We start from the raw sequence: 20,108 nt of genomic DNA, 5'->3' as shown, positions 1-20,108 counted from the left end.
ACTTAATCAGTAGTTTAGGGCGGTGATATTATGATATGGTTTATTCTGCTATCAATAAGCATTCTTCAGGTAGTTCTGATTGGAGTAGTGATACTCTTAGAAAACAGAGGACCAGCAGAGACTATCGCTTGGATCTGTATTCTTGGAATTCTGCCAATCTTGGGATGTATCATTTTTATAATCTTTGGTCAGAAGACACATCGAGACTTATTTCGTAATAAACATATTCCCGATAATCGATTAGCTAAAACGCTGCGACAGCAAATTGACTACGATCATAGCGCCCTGTTGCCTCAACACTTTGATTCTCATCATAAGCTTGTTAGCCTTCTAATGAAAAGTGGCTTTGCCCCACTAACTCTTTACAATCGAGTTGAAACCCTTTTAAATGGAGGAGAGAAATTCCAAGTCTTATTCAACGCTTTAGAAGGAGCTAGCAATCACATACACCTTAGCTATTTTATCTTTAATGATGATGAAATAGGAGGAGACGTTTTTAAGATTTTAGCACGCAAAGTTGATGAAGGGGTGGAAGTTCGGGTCCTTATTGACGGAATAGGAAGTATATCGACTTCAAGCGGATTTATAAGAAGCATGCGTCAAGCAGGGATTCAGGTCGAATGGTTTTTCCCGATTCGTTTTCCTTATATAACCTCCAGGCTTAACATGCGCTACCACCGTAAAATCGTTGTAGTGGATGGATGTATTGGCTTTATGGGGGGGCTAAATATTGGAGATGAATACCTGTCTCGCGACTCTAAACTTGGTTTTTGGCGAGATACTCATATAAAAATTGAAGGGGAAGCCGTCCAAACTCTTCAAGCCATTTTTCTGAACGATTGGTATTTTGTGACTCGTCAAGAGTATACTGATGCGCGTTATTTCCCGCAAAATAACATTTCGCAGATACAACCAATTCAAATTGTTGGTGGAGGGCCTGATTCAAACTGGACGTCAATTTGGCACGGGTTTTTCAACGCGATTACAATGGCTAAACACAGTGTCTCCATCGAAACCCCATACTTTATTCCAGATGAAAGCCTGATTATGGCCCTCAAAACTGCAGCGCTTAGCGGTTTAGACGTGCGCCTTGTTGTGCAAGGGATCCCAGAACACAAACTAACATATTTTGCAATGTATTCCTATTTCGAAGAATTACTGCAAGCGGGTGTGAAAATTTTTCAATATATGAAAGGGATCTTTCACGCTAAAGTATTCTTCATCGATGATGAGCTAGCTTCAGTAGGATCTGCTAATATGGATCATCGAGGTTATTTACTTGATTTTGAGCTCTGTGCCTTTGTCTATGACCGGGCCTTAGTTGAAAGGCTAAAAGTAGATTTTGAGCAGGACTTACACGACAGTATTGAACTCGTTCTTCAAACCTTTCAAGCCCGCCCTGTCTCTGCCCGACTCAAAGAAAGTTGTGCCCGCTTGTTCTCGCCTGTTTTATGAATACTATTTTTTATCTCTTATTAATATTTAATAGTTCAGACACTTCATCTAATCGTGAGACTCCCACTTCTAGCAAGTGAGAGCGATTTAACTTTGACTTGACTAGCAGACAAGCTGTAACTAAACATGTTTTCCAGTTTGTTACAGTCCTACTATATTTGTTAATTCCTTATATATTTAGAGGATTGTTCACTACTTCAAAGGTGTACAATCCTCTTTTTTGGGATAACGCACCACCGGCTTAAATAATCTCAAGTTTCGTAACAGTCCCTAGTCTGGATTGTAAAATCTTTTTTTATATTAGTTAACAACATCAGAAAAGGCATCTGGTATACGTCTATAGAATAGTAAGGATATAATTATTAAGTTAACGTAACGTGCAGTAGCGTGACGGAAGGAGACTGACGACCAGGTGGAAGCCGATTTGTCATTTGATAAAACCTATGAAGTAATTTTCCCTTTAATCTACCGATTTGTATCCATCCGCGTACCTAAGGCGGATGTGGAAGATGTATCCGCCGAAATTATTGTGAAAGTTTGGCGGGGGTTGCCTAATATAGAGAAGAAAAACGCGCTGAAATCTTGGGCGCTAAAGATTGCAACCCATCAAATTGTCGATTATTACAGATCTCATAAGCGCGCCCCTGCCATGAATTTAGAAGAGATATCTAGGCCCCTACCTCAGGAATCCGATCAAAGTGAGACCTGGGCAACTCTATTAAGTGTTGGAGAAGCCTTGGCAAAACTCTCTCCTCAGCAGGTTAATGTCATTCAGCTCCGCTTGATCGAGGGTTTTAGTGCTGGAGAAGTAGCAGAGATCTTAGGAACAAGTCAACAGGCAGTTGACAGCCTTTTATACCGGGCGAAGAAAGGGTTCCGATCAATCTACCAAGGGAACCCAGGCAAAGGAGGAAGAGGCTGATGAAGAGGTTTATGAAAAGGACGGATCTCACATCCCTCTGGGAAGAAGATGGTGATTTGAAGCGAATGGAAACATACTTCCATACAATCCAGTCAGATTCAGAAGGGAACGAGCAAATCAAGCAAAGTATTAAGCAAAAAGCCCTTGATATAATGGCAACAGAAGAACGTGTGACATTGCCAGTACCCTCCAAGAACGGGTTTATGCAACGGATGCGTACACGATTACGTACTATATTAGGACCACGGCAATGGAAACTAGGTATTTCGGTCGTTGTAGTAGCGATGTTGGTGATCCTTGGGCAAGAGGTTATGAATGGTTCCTATAATGTTCTCCCGCGTATGGGGAGCCAAGAAAAATCAATCCAATCCAATATAATCCAACAGGATCCTAACACGATGAGGGCAGGTGGTAGTGAGTCCAAGCGTGATGCTCCTAACGATGGTATGACATCAAACGATTTAGCGACTGCGCCTCAATATTCCACTACAGATGATACAGCTAACTCTTCTTCTAAGAGTTTGTTTGGCAAAACCTTACCGGTCCCACCTGACGCAGCGGTTGTTCCACCCGCTGATGCCGGAATCCCTCGCAAGATCACACAGGATTTAACCCTAACACTCGAAGTCGTTGACATCAATGACTCAGTTACTCTAATTAACCGTGAAATTCAACAGCTGGGAGGGTATGTCGTTGAATCTCAACAAAACGGATCGGATAGTCAATCATCCGCTCATCTGACGCTAAAGATCCCGGCCGATAAGCTTGCGGGGTTACACGATTCTTTTTCAACTTGGGGCAAAATCTTGGATCAACACATGGTAGCCAATGACATTACCAATCAATACTATGATTCCCAAGTTCGTCTCCAAACGCTTGAGACTGAGGAAAAGAGATACCTCGAAATATTAAACCAGGCCAAGACTGTTGAAGACGTTCTAAAAGTGGAAAACGCACTAGGCAACATTCGTCAGCAGATCGAACAGCTAAAGGGCCAGCTTAAACTTTGGAACAATATTGTGGAGTACTCCACAGTGAACCTTCAACTGGTTACTGTCCAAAGTCCAAATCTCAATGTCAATAACCCCTGGCAGCCAATCTCCTGGAGTAATACTTGGCAAGCCACCCAAAATGCCGTGTTGAAAACAATAAGTAGTTCCTGGAATCTCCTTAATTATCTCGTGGTTGGGATCGGTTATGCATTCCCTTATTTAATCATCAGTGCTTTGGGATGGGTCGCTTACCAAGTCTGGAGAAAACGAAATAGATCATAGAAATGCTTTACTGTGACTGAAAATCTCTGTATACTAATTATAGGATCAATTATATTAACATCAAACCTCCCCGGTGGGGGAGGTTTTTTAGCATATTAATGGGAGGGCATGCATTTGAAAATTCCAAAGCGTTTAAGGTCTGTTCTAGGGATTTTAGCGATTACGATAGGGTCTATAGTTGCTGCTTTCGGCATACAGGGCTTCATTGTCCCTTCTGGGTTAGGCGGAGGTGGGGTTGGTGGGATTGCCTTGTTACTCTACTATACCTTAAACCTGCCTATTGGAATTATGACCTTCCTCTTAAATATCCCCTTATTTATTTTAGCCTGGCGTGAGGTGAATAGAAAATTCGTCTTTAAGACAATATGGGGATTGGTAATTTTTTCATTATCTCTGGATCTGTTTAAAGGGATTCAGACAATAAATATCAACGACATTTTTCTGGGAGCTCTTTATGGAGGGGTGATTTCGGGGATCTCTTCAAGCATTATATTTCACTTCGGTGGCAGTTTAGGGGGGACAGACATTGTCTCCAAAGTTATTCAACGTAAGTATGGAGTTCCCATGGGAACATCGTCCCTTGCTATTAATGCCGTTATTATCATGATATCTTGGTTCATACTCGGCTCAACAGCAGCGCTTTATACTTTGGTTACGATATTCGTCTACGGCCGAGTACTCGATCTAATACAGAGCGGAGTTCCGACGAAATCTATTATTATCATTTCCGATCAATCTGAGGCGCTAGTTAACCGAATTATGGTTGATTTGGGCCGAGGAGCAACTTTTTTACATGGCCGAGGAGCGTACTCTTGCGAACCCAAAGACGTGATTATCTGTGTCGTCAGTCTACCCGAAATCGGTCGACTAAAACAGGCAGTTCGGGATGTAGATCCTAAAGCCTTTATGATTGTCCAAAATGCTGGAGAAGTTTTCGGTTCTGGGTTTGTTTCCAACGATTAAATTTCCGTACATGATTGCTGATAGTTCATTAAGTGAACGAGGGCTACTTAATTTCAGAATCTAACATTTTCAGCTCACTCAGGGTGACCATGCGATAACCTCGATCGCGGAGAGCATCAATAATTGGGCCTAACGCTTTAACAGTTTGAGTACGTTGATAACCCCCGTCATGCAAGAGAATAATGGCACCGGGAAAAACGTTTTTCATAACATTATCCACAATTTGCTTTACGCCTGGATTACGCCAATCTTTGCTATCCACACTCCACAAGGCTACGATATGCCCATTTTTTTTAACGGTTTCCAGTTGATTTTTGGATAAGAACCCCCCGGGAGGGCGATAAAAATATGTGTGTACACCAGTTGAGGCAAAGACCTCTTGATCTGTTTGCTTGATCTCTTCAACTAAACGACGCTGCTGATAATCATGATTAAAACTATGATTTCCGATTTCATGCCCTTCCATCACTAGGCGTTTAACCAAGTGAGGGTTAGCTTGCACTGCCTGCCCCAAGACAAAGAACGTTGCCCGGACATTCTTTTCTTTGAGGATAGTCAGAATATCAGGAGTGTCGATTGGGTCGGGCCCATCATCAAAGGTCAAGGCAATGGTTTTTTCCTGAGTATTTGCCATGTAATAAGTTCCCGGTGCCCGAACCAGAGATGGGGCTGTCAAAGAACTCTGAGTAATGGCGAGAACCCCCCCGGTTGTGAGTAGAAATAAAAATAAGAGAACCAGCTTGCGGCGAGATAACACATAAATACGCATAACATTCACCCCCAAATCGCTTCTATATACCTATGGATGAACTCGACATTCCATGCATATCAACCATTATTTAATACTTTCTGCACTGCACTTTAGTTGCCTCATGTTTGAGTCTGAGAATTCATGCTCACATTAAATCCAATGAGAATAGGAAGTGACAAGGATGGAAATCAAAATCGGTGTGGATGGCGGAGGCAGTAAGACTGAGATTGTGGCGCTAGATCAAACGGGACGAGTGCTTAGGAATCTGCGTAAACCAGCAAGTAACTACCATCTGGTTGGGATGGAACAAGCTACTCAGAATATTATAGAGGGGATTCGCGATGCCTTGCAGGAGGAGTCAGTGCAAGGGATCGGAATCAGTCTTGCAGGTATTGACACGCCAGAGGATTGGAAGAACATGGCTGATAATTTAAAGGGAGAGTTATTGGTACTTGGTCAGAAAACGGGGGTTAATTTTCAAGATATTCCAGTAGCACTAGAGAATGATGTTTACGGGGCATTGATGTCCGTTCGAGGAGAATTTTCCGGAAACGTTTTGGCTGCGGGAACGGGGGCTGTTGCGTTGGGGATTAACCCTGAAGGTAGAGTAATTCGGGTTGGAGGATGGGGGCATCTCATCGGCGATCAAGGGGGAGGGTATGATATTGGACGTAAAGCGCTGGTAGCAATGGCAGCGTCTTTCGATGAATATGGTCCTAAAAGTCTACTTGAATCTACTATAACTAAACACTTGGGATTAGCGCGGGTGCAAGAAATCATTGACTGGCTTTATCAGGCTAAACGTACAAATAAAGAAGTTGCATCTTTAGTTCCGGTGGTTGTTGAAACCGCTTCAAGGGGAGATTTCATTGCTAGATCGATTCTAGTTGAGGCTGGCGTGGGATTAGGCTTATTGACGAGAGCACTCTTACGGAAAACTAAAACATTAGAGTTAGGGATAGTTGGTGGTATAGGGAATATATGGGGATATATTGAATCATCTTTTAATTCTACAGTTTCAGTGGAATTTCCCACCCTTCAAATACTTAAGCCCATCTATACACCGTCCGTTGGAGCAGCTCTATTGAGCACGATAGACCAAGTAAGGCACATCGAATTTTAAGGAGTTGTTTTGTCATGAAACCCGATCGCATCTTAGACTTTCATTCCCATTTTCCAGCAAAAACTGGTATAGCTAGGAGAGAACTCCACCCCTTGGTTAAAGCCTATGCCAGAGATTTAAAAGAGCAGTGGCGGACCGTGTTCGACTTTCCAGAACCCGAGAGAAAGATGCGCGGTATCCAAGCTCAAGGAGAGCGTTGGGCGGCGGAAGTGCAAAATAATCATTTGGAGAAGGTCGTTTTCATGACGGGAGGAGGGAACAAGGTTCTCTCTGAGGTTGTACGTAAACATCCGCAGGAATTCCTTGGCTTTGCCCATCATGACCTCTGTGCGCCTAATGCCGTGGAGGAAATGCAGTATGCGCTGGATGAACTGGGTTTGAGTGGGTATAAGTGGTTCGGACCAATGACCACACTACCATTTGAGTCGCCGGAGTTGAAGCCTTTTTGGCGCTTATTAGCGGATCGCAAAGTACCTGTTTTGATTCATTTTGGTGTTTTAGGTGGTCCTGGAGGAATTATTCGCCATCCACGGATCAGTCCGATTACCCTAGCGGAGGTGGCCCAAGAATACACGGATATTCCGTTCGTCATCCCGCACTTCGGAGCAGGATACTTTCAAGACCTCCTTCACTTAGCCTGGTCGAGCCCTAATGTTTATATAGACACCTCTGGATCAAATGATTGGATTCGCTGGATGCCCCACCCGCTATCCTTAAAAGATCTCTTTGCTCGGGCCTTGGATACGGTGGGGTCGAAGAGGATTATTTTCGGCACAGATTCAAGTTGGTTCCCGCGCGGTTGGGCAAAGAAGTACTTTGATCTCCAAACCCAAGTATGTACTGAACTTGGAGTATCCCAAGAAGAAATGAATGCCATCTTCTATCATAACGCGGTGACCTTATTGGGTCTTGAACCGTGATTATGAAGATCATGTCCTAGAAAGGAGCGATTTGTTTGGGTTTGCGTTTCGTGTTCGGTCGTGCAGGAACGGGGAAGAGCACCCTGTGCTTGGAAGAAATACGCAGAGAGCTACGCTTAAAGCCGTGGGGAGCACCCTTGATCCTACTCGTCCCTGAGCAAGCAACCTATCAGATGGAAGTTGCCTTAGCTAATACTCCCGATTTAGGTGGAAGTTTACGAGCCCAGGTCTTAAGCTTTCGACGGCTGGGCTGGCGAGTGTTTTCTGAAACTGGGGGAGGGCAAAAAGTTCTGATCGGAGCTATAGGCAAGAGGATGCTCCTGCGTCGGATCCTCTTAAAGCATCGTCTTCATTTAAATGTGTTTGCCCGTTCCGCTACTAGACCTGGTATGGCGGATCTCCTTGCTCAAGCAATTGGAGAATTTAAAACTTACCGGATTGTCCCGGAGGATTTACGTAACGTTAAAAATACAACTGGACTTTTATTTGATAAACTTCAAGACTTAGCCTTTATTTATGAAGAATTTCAAGCTGCTTTAGGACAAGGTATCCGTGACCCTGATGATGAGCTATCAGTTTTGGCAGAAAAGATCCCTGCTGCCCCCCTTATCCATGGCGCTCAGATTTGGGTGGACGGGTTTACGGGATTTACCCCTCAGGAATTAGAAGTTTTAAAGATAATCCTAACCACTGCTAAGGAAGTTGTGATAACTTCTCCACTTGATCCAGGTTTACAGGCAGATGAACGCCAGTTGGAATCAGGGACCTTTAAAGTGGGAGAAGAGCTATTTGCAGGCTCTTGGCAAACTTATCAGGATTTACAACGCATTGCCTCGGAGACTGGTACCTACTTGCACCCTCCGACGTTGCTTGAGAATACATTGCGTTTTAAACATCCCTGGCTCTGGCATTTGGAAAGATATTTTTCAGCTTATCCGACAGTAGCTTATGAAGAAGGTCAGTCTTCCGCTCCAATGACCAAACTCAGTGAATTTCCGGTTGAAGAGAGTCCGCTAGGGGAAGGAATTCAGATATTTTCTGCCGTCAACCGGCGTGCTGAAGTTGAAGGTGTTGCCCGGGAACTGCGACGTTTAGCTAGGGATGAAGGACTTATCTGGAATGAAATGGCGGTCATGACTCGCGACCTTACAAGCTATCATGAGCTGATTACACAAGTGTTCACGGCTTATGAGATTCCTTATTTTTTAGATCATAAACGTTCCGTCCTACATCATCCCTTAATTGAACTGATTCTATCCATACCAGAAGTGGCGGAGAGCTATTGGGCATACGAACCACTTTTTCGCTGTTTAAAGACGGACTTTTTCCCACTTCAAAGGGATAGCATCGACCGTATGGAAAACTATGTTTTAGAACACGGAATACATGGGGAAGGCTGGAATAAGAACGCTCCGTGGATATACCATCGACAATGGTCTCTAGGGCAAAACGAGGCCCAGCTTGCCACCGAGATTAAGTTTCAAACTGAACTCAACTCTTCTAGGAAGACTGTTTTTGATCTCATGGCCCCATTTATTCAGAAAATCAGGCCTAGTCGAAAAGCTGATCGGTTAACGGTAAGGGAAGTTACTGAAGCGCTATATGCCTTCTTAGAAAAGCTTGATGTTCCAGCAACCTTAACGAAGTGGGCGCAGAGGGATCAGGAACAAGGCGAGCTCAGCGCTGCCAAATTACACGAACAAATCTGGGAAGCCGTCATCCAAGTCATGGATGAAATGGTCGCTGGACTGGGGGATGAATGTCTCGAGCTTGAGGACTACGCCTTAATTCTCTCTTCAGGGATAGAGGCTATCGAACTCGGGTTGATTCCTCCCGGGCTCGACCAGGTCTTAGTGGGATCACTTGATCGTTCACGAAATCCGGAAGTGCGGGTTCTCTTTCTCCTCGGCGCTAATGAGGGCGTACTTCCTGCAAGGCCTGCTTCTGATGGAGTCCTTGACGAAGAGGAACGGAAACAATTAGAGATAGCAGGGGTCACTCTTGCCCCAAAAGGGAAGGCTCAGACGTATGAGGAACAATTTTTTATCTATAGTGCATTGACCCGTGCAACAGAAAAACTTATGGTCTGTTATCCATTGACAGATGAAGAGGGGAAAGGGCTGGTGGTCTCGCCTGTTGTCACACGCCTTATGCATCTTTTCCCAACGCTCTCGGAGAGCTTTGTAGGAAATCAGGAGGATATTAGCCGCATTAGCCATGCAACTTCTGCCCTCCATGCCTATGCCGAACAGCTGCGCACTCTGCGCCAGGGAGAACCTCTTTCTCCATTATGGGAGGCTATTGAAAAGTGGCTGACACAGGATCCTACCCGCCAAAATCAAGTAAAGCGGTTACAGACCAGTCTCTTGACCCAAAATCAGGAAGCAAGAATTCAACGCCCCCTAGCACGCCGCTTATATGGTAAACGCCTGAAAGCCAGTGTTTCTCGCCTAGAACAATTCGCCAAGTGTCCTTTTGGACATTATGCTCGTTACGGTCTGAAGCTTCGCGAAAGGTCTACCTACCAGCTTTCGAGCCCTGATATGGGCGAATTCTTCCATACTCTGCTACATGATTTTGCAATCAAACTACAGGAGCAGGGCTTAGATTGGGGGAAATTGACGAAAGAAGAATCTTGGGCTCTCGTCAGTGAACTGGCGGAGCAGCTTGCCCCAAGTCTTCAGCATGAGATCCTCCTAAGTAGCGCACGCTATCGTTATTTAACTCATAAACTTAAACGAACCGTTCATCATGCAGTACGAGTACTCGGAGAACATGCTCGCCGAGGGGTATTTATTCCGATCCAACTTGAGGTTGGCTTTGGCCCGACAGAGTCCCTCCCTGGGGTCAACATCCCGTTAACAGAGGGCGATTCACTGCTTTTATGCGGACAAATTGACCGCGTAGATGCAGCGTTCTTAGATGGGAAAGTGTATTTGCGTATCCTTGATTATAAATCCCGCGAATTATCCTTAGCTCTGGATTCAATCTATTATGGGTTAAATCTCCAATTGCTTACCTACCTAGATGTCGCCTTGCAAGGCGCTGAAGTCTTACTAAATACGACGACAGCTTTGCCCTCTCTTGGAACCAATCCAGAAAACTCATGTAGTGAAGTAACAGAAGAAATCGAACATGTCCTTTCTCGGAAGCTTCCCGCAGGTTTTCTTTATTTTCCGGTACTGGAACCACAGCTCGCGGAGAAAATCCCTCTCAGCTCGGAGGAACTAGAACAGCATCGCGTCAAAGCTGTCAAAGTGGGTGGATATTTATTAGCCAACCCACGCGTGTTAGAAGCCATGGACTCAACATTTTCCATAGGGCATTCTGATTTACTTGGTCTTAAATTGAAAAAGGATGGTACTTTCACAAAAGGGGCCAACGTCCTTACCGAGGATGAGTTCACCCTACTAAGTAACTATCTTCATCAATGGTTTCGGCGGACCGGTGAAGATATATTAGACGGGAATATTTCACTCTCCCCTTACCGGCGAGGGAAGAGTACGGGATGCCAGTATTGTGCATATAAACCTGTGTGTCACTTTGACCCCTACCTCACAGAAAACCAATACCGAGACCTGCCCGCCTTAAAGCCAGAGGAAGCTTTAAAACGCATCGAAAAGTCGGCAGAAGACACCCGAATTGTTTCGAACTCTCCCTCAGATTCCATTTCACTACCAACTATAAAGGAATCAAACAAGCTAGTCTTAAACTGGCTGGATGAAAAAATTTCTGAGGACTTAACAATAATTACCGTTAAAAACACCACAAATAAGACTTCAGAGATAAAGGGAGGAGAGATGACGTGAGTAAAACCCAGTGGACGGCGGAACAACGTGCCGCCATCACGTTACGAGGCCAACTCTTGGTCGCTGCTGCAGCAGGCTCAGGCAAAACGGCCGTGCTTGTAGAACGCTTAATTCAGCGCATCACGAATCCCGATGAACCTGAGGATGTGGATCGTTTTCTGGTCGTCACGTTCACTAAAGCAGCAGCCAATGAGATGCGGGAACGTATTGGAAAGGCCTTAGACGAAGCTTTGTTTCTCGCCCAAGTGCCTGGAGACGTTGATCGTCTCATCCGCCAACGTACCCTTCTTCAGCGAGCAAACATTACTACCTTGCATTCTTTCTGTTTAGAGTTAATCCGGAAGTATTTCTACCAACTTGAACTTGATCCTGCATTTCGGGTGGCGGATCAAGCAGAAGCTGACCTTCTACGCCAAGATGTCGTTGAAGAGCTCTTTGAAACTCGTTACGAAGGTGTTGACCTTGACTTCTTGAAACTCGTCGATGCCTTCGGTTCGGATCGTGATGATCAACCCTTGATGGACCATGTTTTACGTCTTTTTACCTTCGCCTATAGTCAACCCCGACCGGATATCTGGCTTGCGGGACTAGAGCAGGCTTATGTGTGGGAAGATATCGAAACCATGATGCAAAGCGATTGGGGGCAAGCCGTTCGCCAAGGGCTACTGGACCTTGTAAGTGGAAGTTTAAATTCACTTGAAAGAGCTGAAGAAATTGCGCAGCGCCCAGGGGGGCCAGCCCTGTACTCAGAGACTTTACAAGATGATAAAAACCGTGTCCAGTTATTAAAGCGCGCATTGATAGAAGGGGATTGGGCACAGGTCGAAACACAGTTTCGGTCCGCTGTTAATTACCCGAGGCTCCCAGCTGCTCGCTCCAAAGCAAAGAAAAAGGGTGCTAAGGACAGTTCAAATCCCGAACTCGGAGCAGATGCTGCCTTAGAACAAGTTAGCATCGAGGAGTCCTATCAAAAGAATTTACAAGAGGAATGCAAGAAATTAAGAGATGAGGCTAAGAAGAAACTCAATTCGTTACACGATGAGGTTTTTGCTTTTCCCATTATAGACCAACTTCCTGCCTTAAGAGAGATGGGGACTATGGCCCAAACACTGGGCACCTTAGTGAGTGAATTTTCGAGAGTCTATGCTGTGGCAAAGGCTCAGCGCAACGTCTTAGACTTTACGGACTTAGAGCATTTTGCCCTCCAATTGCTCGAAGAACAAGGAGAGGCCTCTTTGATTGCTCAAAAATTAAAGGATTATTTTGCAGAAGTGCTGGTGGATGAATATCAGGATATTAACCCTGTTCAAGAACGCATTTTGCGACTGGTATCAAGGCAGGAGGAGTCGCCCAATCTCTTTATGGTAGGAGATGTTAAGCAAAGTATTTATCGTTTTCGCATGGCAGACCCCAGCTTATTTCTGGAAAAATACAGTACTCTGCAGCATTGGCACTCTGGAATGCCTAGTAGCACAACTCCAAAGGAAATTGTGATTGATCTGAACCGCAATTTCCGTAGTCGTCTTGAGGTGGTGGAGGGAGTCAATTTTCTATTTCGTCAGATTATGACTAAAGGTGCCGGGGAAATTCCTTATGACGATCAAGCTGCCTTACAATTCGGAGCAGCGTATGTTTCTGATCAGAATCAAATTAACACAGCTGAAGGCCCGATAGAAGTTCACCTAATCGACCTCAAAAGTATCAGAAACCAGCTGGCCCTTGATTCCACAGATGAGGTACAGAAAGATCTAGTAAATTTAAGTGCGAGCGAAGCTCAGGACGATCCGGAATTCGCCTCTACCCAGGGCGCCACAGAGTGTGAAGATGATTTAATCTCTGGGGCTGAGGATGCTATAGCCTCGGAGGATCTCGATAAGGCTCGAATTGAAGCGCGTCTTGTCAGTGAACGAATTCAACGCCTGGTCCAAGGGGCAGAGTTTCAGATTCATGATCGGAAACTTAATAATTTTCGTCCTGTCCGATATTCAGATATTGTGATTTTGATGCGTACCTACTCAGCCGTTGCTCCAATCTATGTCGAAGAATTCCAAAGTGCCAACATCCCTGTTTATGCCGAAACGACGACTGGGTACTTCGGAGCTAGCGAAGTGGAGACAATGTTGTCCCTGCTTAAAGTCATTGATAATCCTCGCAATGATATTCCTTTGGCTGCGGTCCTGCGTTCTCCCCTCGTTGGCCTAAATGGAACTGAATTAGGTAAAATCCGCATGATTCTTCCAGAAGGAGATTTCTATGAAGCGTTGACTCTTGCAGTTTGGATTGTTCATGAAGAGGAAAATTTATCTCCGGAAAGAACCAAGGATTTTCAAAAGATATTAGGACTCTATGAAGAATCTCTGAAGGTACGGCTTGAAAAGGCTCGGCTAATACTGGCAACAGCAACGGGTATAAAGGATAAAATTACAGATTTTTGGATTAAACTGCAAACCTGGCGAACGCTCTCCCGCCGTACGTCCCTAGCTGATCTTCTCTGGACTCTATATGAAGAGACAGGATACTTGACTTATGTTGGAACGTTACCGGCAGGTGCTCAGCGACAAGCTAATCTGCGGGTACTCTATGATCGTGCCAGTCGTTTTGAAGCAACGCGGTATCGTGGCTTGTTCCGCTTTCTTCGCTTTCTAGATCGCTTCCGAGGGCAAGGTAAGGATATGGGAAATGCTCGCGCGTTAGGAGAAACTGAAGATGTCGTCCGCTTGATAACGGTTCATGCTAGCAAAGGCTTGGAATTTCCAGTCGTTTTCATGGTCGGTCTAGGGCGAACATTTAATACCCAAAGCCTCAAAGGAAAAGTACTTCTGCACTCCAAATTAGGTATGGGAATGCCAATCATTGATATTGAAAATAATGTACGCTACCCTTCTTTGATCCAGTACGCAGTCAAACAACGTTTAGCTCAAGAAGCTTTAGCGGAAGAGTTGCGTATTCTCTATGTAGCTCTTACTCGTGCCAAAGAACGATTGTTCCTCTATGGGACTATGGATAACTTAGATAAGACCTTCCTCAAATGGTATCGAACTCTAGAATGGGGAGAGGTCGCCTTACCAGATGGTCAACTCCGGAGTGCCAAATGCTTTCTGGATTGGATTGGTCCAGCGTTAGCCCGCCATCCGAGAAAGCTCTTCGGCGAAACTGAGGGACGATCGACTTTAGCCATTTCAGAAATTAATTCACGCTGGGATATCCAGATACATCGCAACATAACAGCGGACAAAGACAAAAATCAAGAGACTAACTTCGGAGAGGGCAAGGACGAAGGCCTAGTGATGAGCGCTGATAATAGTGCTGAAAGTGAACAGATTCCAATAGATTCAAACAGCAAAGCTAAGGATCAATTATTTGCCGAGATCGATCGAAGATTAAGCTGGCAGTATCCGCACCTCAAAGCTGTTAGGAAAGTAGCAAAAACCAGTGTCAGTGAATTGAAACGTCAATACAATTGGCATGCTGATGAGGGAACAACTCCGCTTCCTACGCTTCCAAAAAACACAGATTCTCTGAAACGCCCCAAATTTCTTCAAGAAGAGCAGAAACTTACCGCGGCTGAGCGTGGAACTGCTTTACACACAGCTATGCAACATCTTCCCTTCGAAAAATGGGCAACCAAGTGGCGAGATTTATCCGAACTGGAACAGATTAATAACGTTAGCGAATTTTTGAATATGCTTATGCAGCGTGAAATTTTAAGTGGCGAACAAAGAACCAGTATAAAACCAGCCCAGATTGCTCAGTTTCTAAACTCCCAAATGGGAGAGCGATTCTTCAGCGCAGAGCAAATACTTCGAGAAATTCCTTTTACGTTAACCTTTCCGTCTGAGAGTGAACTCGTGGGAGTCTCACGAGTTGATAAAACGAATATTTTAGTTCAAGGTGTCATCGATGTTGTTTTGCTTAGTAGGGATGAACACCAAGAAATCCACGCGGAGATTCTTGACTATAAGACGGATTCCTTTTGGAGCAGTAGTGCGGACAAGCTAGAAAACAGCAAAACTGATCCAGAGGAGATCTTGCGAGAACGATATACACTTCAGCTCTCACTTTATGCTCTGGCGATTGAACGCCTACTTAAAATTAAGATCTCAGGCTGTACACTTTATTCGTTTACACTTGGACGAGAGATAGCCATAGCGGATGAAGTTCGCAAGTCTAGTCAGATAACGGGCATTCCTTTGTTTGCCAAATAAAGCACAATCTACTTAATTGATCAAATTTTGTGCTTTTAATCCCATTACTTGAGACCATAATAAGAATTCTTAATAGACTAATCACACTTTTCCAAAATATTTCGTCTGTTTGAGGCAGGAATTTCAAGATATATGGCGAATTTAATACATTGTGATTGTATTAACTATCTCTATTATGAGAGAGTAAGGATGAAGAGGTGTTGTAATGAGTCAAAATAAAGTCGGTGCTGTATTGATAGTAGGCGCGGGGATTGCTGGCATTCAGGCTGCACTTGATTTGGCAGAGTCGGGTTACTTAGTGCACTTGGTAGAAGAGTCGTCAGCAATTGGTGGTACAATGCCAATGTTGGACAAGACTTTCCCGACTAACGATTGTTCTATGTGTATTCTGTCCCCTAAATTGGTGGAATGTGGTCGCCATCTCAATGTTCGTATCTATACTAATTCTCAGGTTGTTAAATCTGAGGGTGAAGCAGGAAACTTTAAAGTAACTATTAAGCAAAAAGCTCGTTTTATTGATCTCGACAAATGTACTGGGTGTGGAGCCTGTGCTGAAGCCTGTCCAGTGAAAGTTGACGATGAATTTAATCAAGGCTTAGGAAAGCGTAAGTCTGCTTTTAAACAGTATTCTCAAGCTTTCCCTAATGCCTTTGCAATCGATGAAAAGACTTGTTTATATCAAACACGTGGTAGAGCTAAAGGCAAAGACATTTGTATGAAATGCGTAAAGGCTTGTCAAGCTGGAGCAATCAACCACCAGATGGAAGACAAAGAAATAGAAGTCGAAGTGGGGTCGATGATCCTTAACCCAGGCTTTAAAGTATTCGATGCTTCTAAGCTGGATTATTATGGGTATGGCAAAATCAAAAGTGTCATTACCAGCCTAGAGTTCGAGCGTCTTCTAAGTGCTTCAGGACCCTTTGATGGACATTTAGTGAGGCCTTTTGACCAAAAAGAACCTCAAAGAATTGCCTGGATTCAGTGTGTTGGTTCGAGAAACGCCAAGATTGATAAGAATTATTGTTCTGGTGTTTGTTGTATGTACGCTATCAAAGAAGCGGTCATTGCCAAAGAGCACAGTCATATTCCTGTCGATACGACGATTTTCTATATGGATATGAGAACTCATGGCAAAGATTTTGAAAAGTATTATGAAAACGCTAAGAATCAACATTGCGTGAACTTCATTCGTTCGCGTGTTTATGAAGTAACCGAGGCTGTCGATGGCTCCGGCGATGCTGTCATTCGGTATTCTACCGAGGATGGGCAAATACTTTCAGAACAATATGATTTGGTCGTGTTATCTGTCGGGATAGAACCTGGAGATAGCTCCAAGGAATTAGCAAAACTATTGGATCTTAAAGTTAATAAATACGGGTTTGCTGAACTTGAAACTCTATCGGGTGTGAATACATCTAAAGAAGGAGTCTTCGCGGCAGGGGCTTTTAGTGGTCCTAGAGATATTCCAGAAACAGTCATCCAGGCTAGCGCAGCAGCCGGTGCGGCTTCCGCTATCTTAGCGGATGAGCGAGGAACTCTAGTCAGTGAAAAGCAATATCCCCCTGAATTACAGGTAACCGGAGATGTCATAAGGACAGGAGTATTTATTTGCCACTGTGGAGTTAATATCGGCAGCATCGTTGATGTTCCTGCAGTTGTCGAGTATGCTAAGACACTACCTACCGTTGTCTATGCTACAGAAAAAATCTATGCCTGTTCTCAAGATGCTCAGGCGTCTATTAAAGCTCTGATTAGTGAACAAAAATTAAACAGAGTCGTAGTCTCTTCATGTAGCCCACGAACGCATGAGCCGCTATTCCAAGAAACGCTGAAAGAAGCCGGTTTAAACGCTCACTTGTTTGACATGGCCAATATTCGTGACCAATGTTCTTGGGTGCATATGAATGAACCCGAACAAGCCACTGAAAAAGCTAAAGACTTAACAAAACTAGCCATTATCCGCGCTTCTATGCAACAACCAGTTCAGCCCATATTTATGGCTATGAACCATGTTGCCCTAGTTATCGGTGGTGGAGTTGCGGGAATGACAAGTGCTCTGTCGTTGGCTGATCAAGGGTATGAAGTTCATGTCGTTGAAAAAGACACATCTTTGGGTGGTGTCGCTAGAAGGTTCTCTACTGGATTCAGAGGCGAAGATGTCAAAGCTTTCGTTGCTGATCTGGTTGAAAGTGTCAGCAAACACCCGAAAATCAAACTTCATGTCGGCGTTGGTATTAAAGAAGTTGGAGGCTTCCTGGGTAGCTTCACTACGACTTTAGAAAATGACGAACGTATTGAGCATGGTGTTGCAATTCTCACCATTGGTGGTCAAGAGTATAAGCCCAAGGAATACCTCTACGGTGAAGATGAGCGCGTAATGACTCAAATCGAGATGGACGAAGCCTTAGTCAAGCATGATCCTAAGTTTGAAAATGCTCAGAATTATGTCTTTATCCAATGCGTCGGCTCTCGTAATGAAGAAAATCCTTATTGTAGCCGTACTTGCTGTACAAAATCCGTTAAGTTAGCTCTGAAAGTCAAGACTAAAAATCCAGGAGCTAATGTCTTCATTCTGTACCGCGATATGAGAACCTATGGTTACTTTGAAGAGGACTATGAACTTGCTCGACGAAGTGGAATAATTTTTGTTCGCTATAGTGAGAATGATAAGCCTGTCTTGACCAAAGAAGGAAATACTCTCGTTGTAACCGTACGGGATCACGTTTTAGATCGCCCCTTGGAGATCGAAGCAGATATCCTATGCTTAGCAGCTGGGATTAAAGCTCCTGCAGACGGCAGGAAACTCTCCAAATGGTTCAAAATTCCCTTAAATGCGGAAGGCTTCTTCTTAGAAGCACATATGAAATTGCGCCCGGTTGATTTCAGCACTGACGGTGTATTCATGGCTGGTCTAGCCCATAGTCCTAAAAACATGGAAGAAGTTATTGCTCAAGCCAAGGCAGCTGCCGGACGCGCCGGTGTAGCATTGTCTAAGGAAATGGTAGAATCGGCAGGGTTGAATGCTTTCGTCGATAAACGCAAATGTACTGCTTGTGGTACGTGTGAAGCTATCTGTCCAGCTAAAGCCGTTACTGTCGATTTAGCGAACCACGTGGCTTCGGTGAATGATGCTCTGTGTAAAGGGTGCGGGGCGTGTGCTTCAAGCTGCCGTTGCGGTGCCATCAGCCTTAGAGGGTGTACAAATGAGCAAATTGTACAAATGTTAAACTCCTTCTAGAATTGAATAATTATGGGAAGGTAGATGATTATGGGAGAATGTCAGGTAAAAGTATACCAACCAGATACTAGTGAATTCAAACCAAAAATTGCAGCTTTTTTGTGTAACTGGTGTAGCTATGCAGGAGCTGATCTGGCCGGTGTCGGTCGAATTCAATATCCAGCGACAATTAGAACGATTAGAGTCCCATGTTCGGGAAGAATCAATCCTTTATATATCTTAAAAGCAATGGCCAATGGAGCAGATGGAGTCTTAGTTTCTGGGTGCCACCCCGGTGATTGCCATTACATTGGTGGTAATTACGTTGCTCGCCGGAAATTTGCTCTAATCCAGTCGCTTTTAAAGCATGTTGGTTTAGAAGATGACCGAGTCAGTTTTTCCTGGGTATCCGCTGCTGAAGGTGGACGATTTGCTGAGGTTGTCAAAGGGGTTACGGAGCGTGTTACTGCATTAGGACCTAATAAAGGGATATTTAAAGTAGATGACGGGGGTGCAACGGATGAATAACATCATTAATGATATCCGAGAAACAGCCCGCCAATTACTGGTTGATGGAAAAGTTGACGTTGTTATCGGCTATGAAAAAGGTTCCTTACCGTTAAAAGCAACACCTTGCTTCGTGCGTACTCCGCAAGATGTTGATCGCTTGATCTGGGACGAAACGTGTGAAAATAATCTCGCGTCCTTTGTTGCTAATACTGCAGGAAAAAAAGCCATTGTCGCCAAAGGGTGTGACAGTCGGTCTTTGGTGGTCCTAATGCAGGAAAATCAGGTACTCAGAGAGGATCTCTATATCATCGGTGTTTCCTGTCCTGGCGTCGTCAATAAACGGAAAATTGAGGCCGAAGTAGGAGAAATCATCGAAGCTGCTATTGCCGATGGCATGATTTCCGTCAAAGGGATGGAAGGCTCTAAAGAGTATGCCTTTGCTGAGGTTAAAGACGTAACGTGCCAAACCTGCCGATACCCTAATCCTGTTATTGAAGATACTCACATTGGCGGGACTGTAGAAGTTTCCCAATCGACTCCGTTCGCTGATGTTATAGAAATGGAAAACAAGTCTGATAGTGAGCGTCAAGCTTACTTTAAAGAACAAATGAGTAAATGCATTCGCTGTTATGCTTGTCGCAATGCCTGTCCTCTCTGCTATTGCCCGGAATGCTTTGTGGATTGTAATTCCCCGAAATGGCTCACTGGTGGAGTTAATCGTGCGGAAAATCTCATGTTTCAAGCTGGACGTGTTCTCCATTTGGCTGGCCGGTGTGTTGATTGTGGTGCATGTACTCGCGCCTGCCCACAAGATGTCGATATACGAGCTATGAACCGCAAGTCTGCTAAAGATGTCTTCGAAATGTATCACCATGAAGCTGGCATAAGCGAAACTGTTGTACCAGCTCTTAATGAATACAGCTCTGAGGATCCAGAAACATTCTTGGTAAAGGAGTGAG

The 20,108-nt window shown here is 44.4% G+C and carries 12 protein-coding genes; 11 read left to right on the top strand and 1 reads right to left on the bottom strand.

What is annotated here, in order from left to right; genetic code table 11:
• Positions 1–30 precede the first annotated feature (30 nt).
• The 4 genes from cls (at position 31) to E4K67_RS21340 (ending at position 4,614) form a co-directional block, all read left to right on the top strand.
• A complete protein-coding gene (gene cls / locus E4K67_RS21355; protein WP_135550433.1) occupies positions 31–1,455 on the top strand; it encodes a cardiolipin synthase in 1,425 nt (474 codons plus the stop codon).
• A 412-nt stretch (positions 1,456–1,867) separates the two neighbouring features.
• Positions 1,868–2,377 (top strand): RNA polymerase sigma factor, encoded by a 510-nt coding sequence (locus E4K67_RS21350; RefSeq protein ID WP_135550431.1) that lies wholly within the window; start codon positions 1,868–1,870, stop codon positions 2,375–2,377.
• The gene (locus E4K67_RS21345; protein ID WP_135550430.1) at positions 2,377–3,651 is read left to right on the top strand and encodes a DUF4349 domain-containing protein; all 1,275 of its coding nucleotides are present in this window, start codon (positions 2,377–2,379) and stop codon (positions 3,649–3,651) included. The genes E4K67_RS21350 and E4K67_RS21345 overlap by 1 nt, the downstream gene beginning before the upstream one ends.
• A gap of 114 nt (positions 3,652–3,765) precedes the next feature.
• Entirely contained in the window at positions 3,766–4,614 is an 849-nt protein-coding gene (locus tag E4K67_RS21340) for a YitT family protein (protein ID WP_199242621.1), read from the top strand.
• Positions 4,615–4,657: 43 nt separating this feature from the next.
• Here the strand turns inward: E4K67_RS21340 and E4K67_RS21335 are convergent, their stop codons facing one another.
• Positions 4,658–5,383 carry a polysaccharide deacetylase family protein gene (locus E4K67_RS21335; protein ID WP_135550426.1) on the bottom strand — a complete coding sequence of 242 codons (726 nt, stop codon included), beginning with the start codon at positions 5,381–5,383 and terminating at the stop codon, positions 4,658–4,660.
• Positions 5,384–5,546: 163 nt separating this feature from the next.
• On the opposite strand from E4K67_RS21335, the gene E4K67_RS21330 reads away from it, so the two are divergent.
• The 7 genes from E4K67_RS21330 to E4K67_RS21300 all read left to right on the top strand — a co-directional run bounded on the left by E4K67_RS21330 (position 5,547) and on the right by E4K67_RS21300 (position 20,107).
• Positions 5,547–6,488 carry a BadF/BadG/BcrA/BcrD ATPase family protein gene (locus E4K67_RS21330; protein ID WP_135550424.1) on the top strand — a complete coding sequence of 314 codons (942 nt, stop codon included), beginning with the start codon at positions 5,547–5,549 and terminating at the stop codon, positions 6,486–6,488.
• Positions 6,489–6,502: 14 nt separating this feature from the next.
• On the top strand, positions 6,503–7,408 hold the full coding sequence (locus E4K67_RS21325; RefSeq protein WP_135550422.1) for an amidohydrolase family protein: 906 nt from the start codon (positions 6,503–6,505) through the stop codon (positions 7,406–7,408).
• A 35-nt stretch (positions 7,409–7,443) separates the two neighbouring features.
• Positions 7,444–11,217, top strand: a complete 3,774-nt coding sequence (gene addB, locus E4K67_RS21320; RefSeq protein WP_135550420.1) for a helicase-exonuclease AddAB subunit AddB — start codon at positions 7,444–7,446, stop codon at positions 11,215–11,217.
• Entirely contained in the window at positions 11,214–15,422 is a 4,209-nt protein-coding gene (locus E4K67_RS21315; RefSeq protein ID WP_135550418.1) for a UvrD-helicase domain-containing protein, read from the top strand. The genes addB and E4K67_RS21315 overlap by 4 nt, the downstream gene beginning before the upstream one ends.
• A gap of 205 nt (positions 15,423–15,627) precedes the next feature.
• On the top strand, positions 15,628–18,660 hold the full coding sequence (locus E4K67_RS21310) for an FAD-dependent oxidoreductase (RefSeq protein ID WP_135550416.1): 3,033 nt from the start codon (positions 15,628–15,630) through the stop codon (positions 18,658–18,660).
• Between the two features lie 30 nt (positions 18,661–18,690).
• Complete coding sequence (locus E4K67_RS21305; protein WP_135550414.1) at positions 18,691–19,167, top strand: hydrogenase iron-sulfur subunit; 477 nt, start codon at positions 18,691–18,693, stop codon at positions 19,165–19,167.
• On the top strand, positions 19,160–20,107 hold the full coding sequence (locus E4K67_RS21300) for a ferredoxin family protein (protein ID WP_135550412.1): 948 nt from the start codon (positions 19,160–19,162) through the stop codon (positions 20,105–20,107). The genes E4K67_RS21305 and E4K67_RS21300 overlap by 8 nt, the downstream gene beginning before the upstream one ends.
• The last annotated feature ends 1 nt before the right edge of the window (position 20,108 follow it).

This window comes from Desulfosporosinus fructosivorans, from assembly GCF_004766045.1.
Classification (GTDB): Bacteria; Bacillota; Desulfitobacteriia; order Desulfitobacteriales; family Desulfitobacteriaceae; genus Desulfosporosinus; species Desulfosporosinus fructosivorans.
Note: the sequence above shows the minus strand (reverse complement) of the source record. Positions and strands in the feature narration are given on the sequence as shown.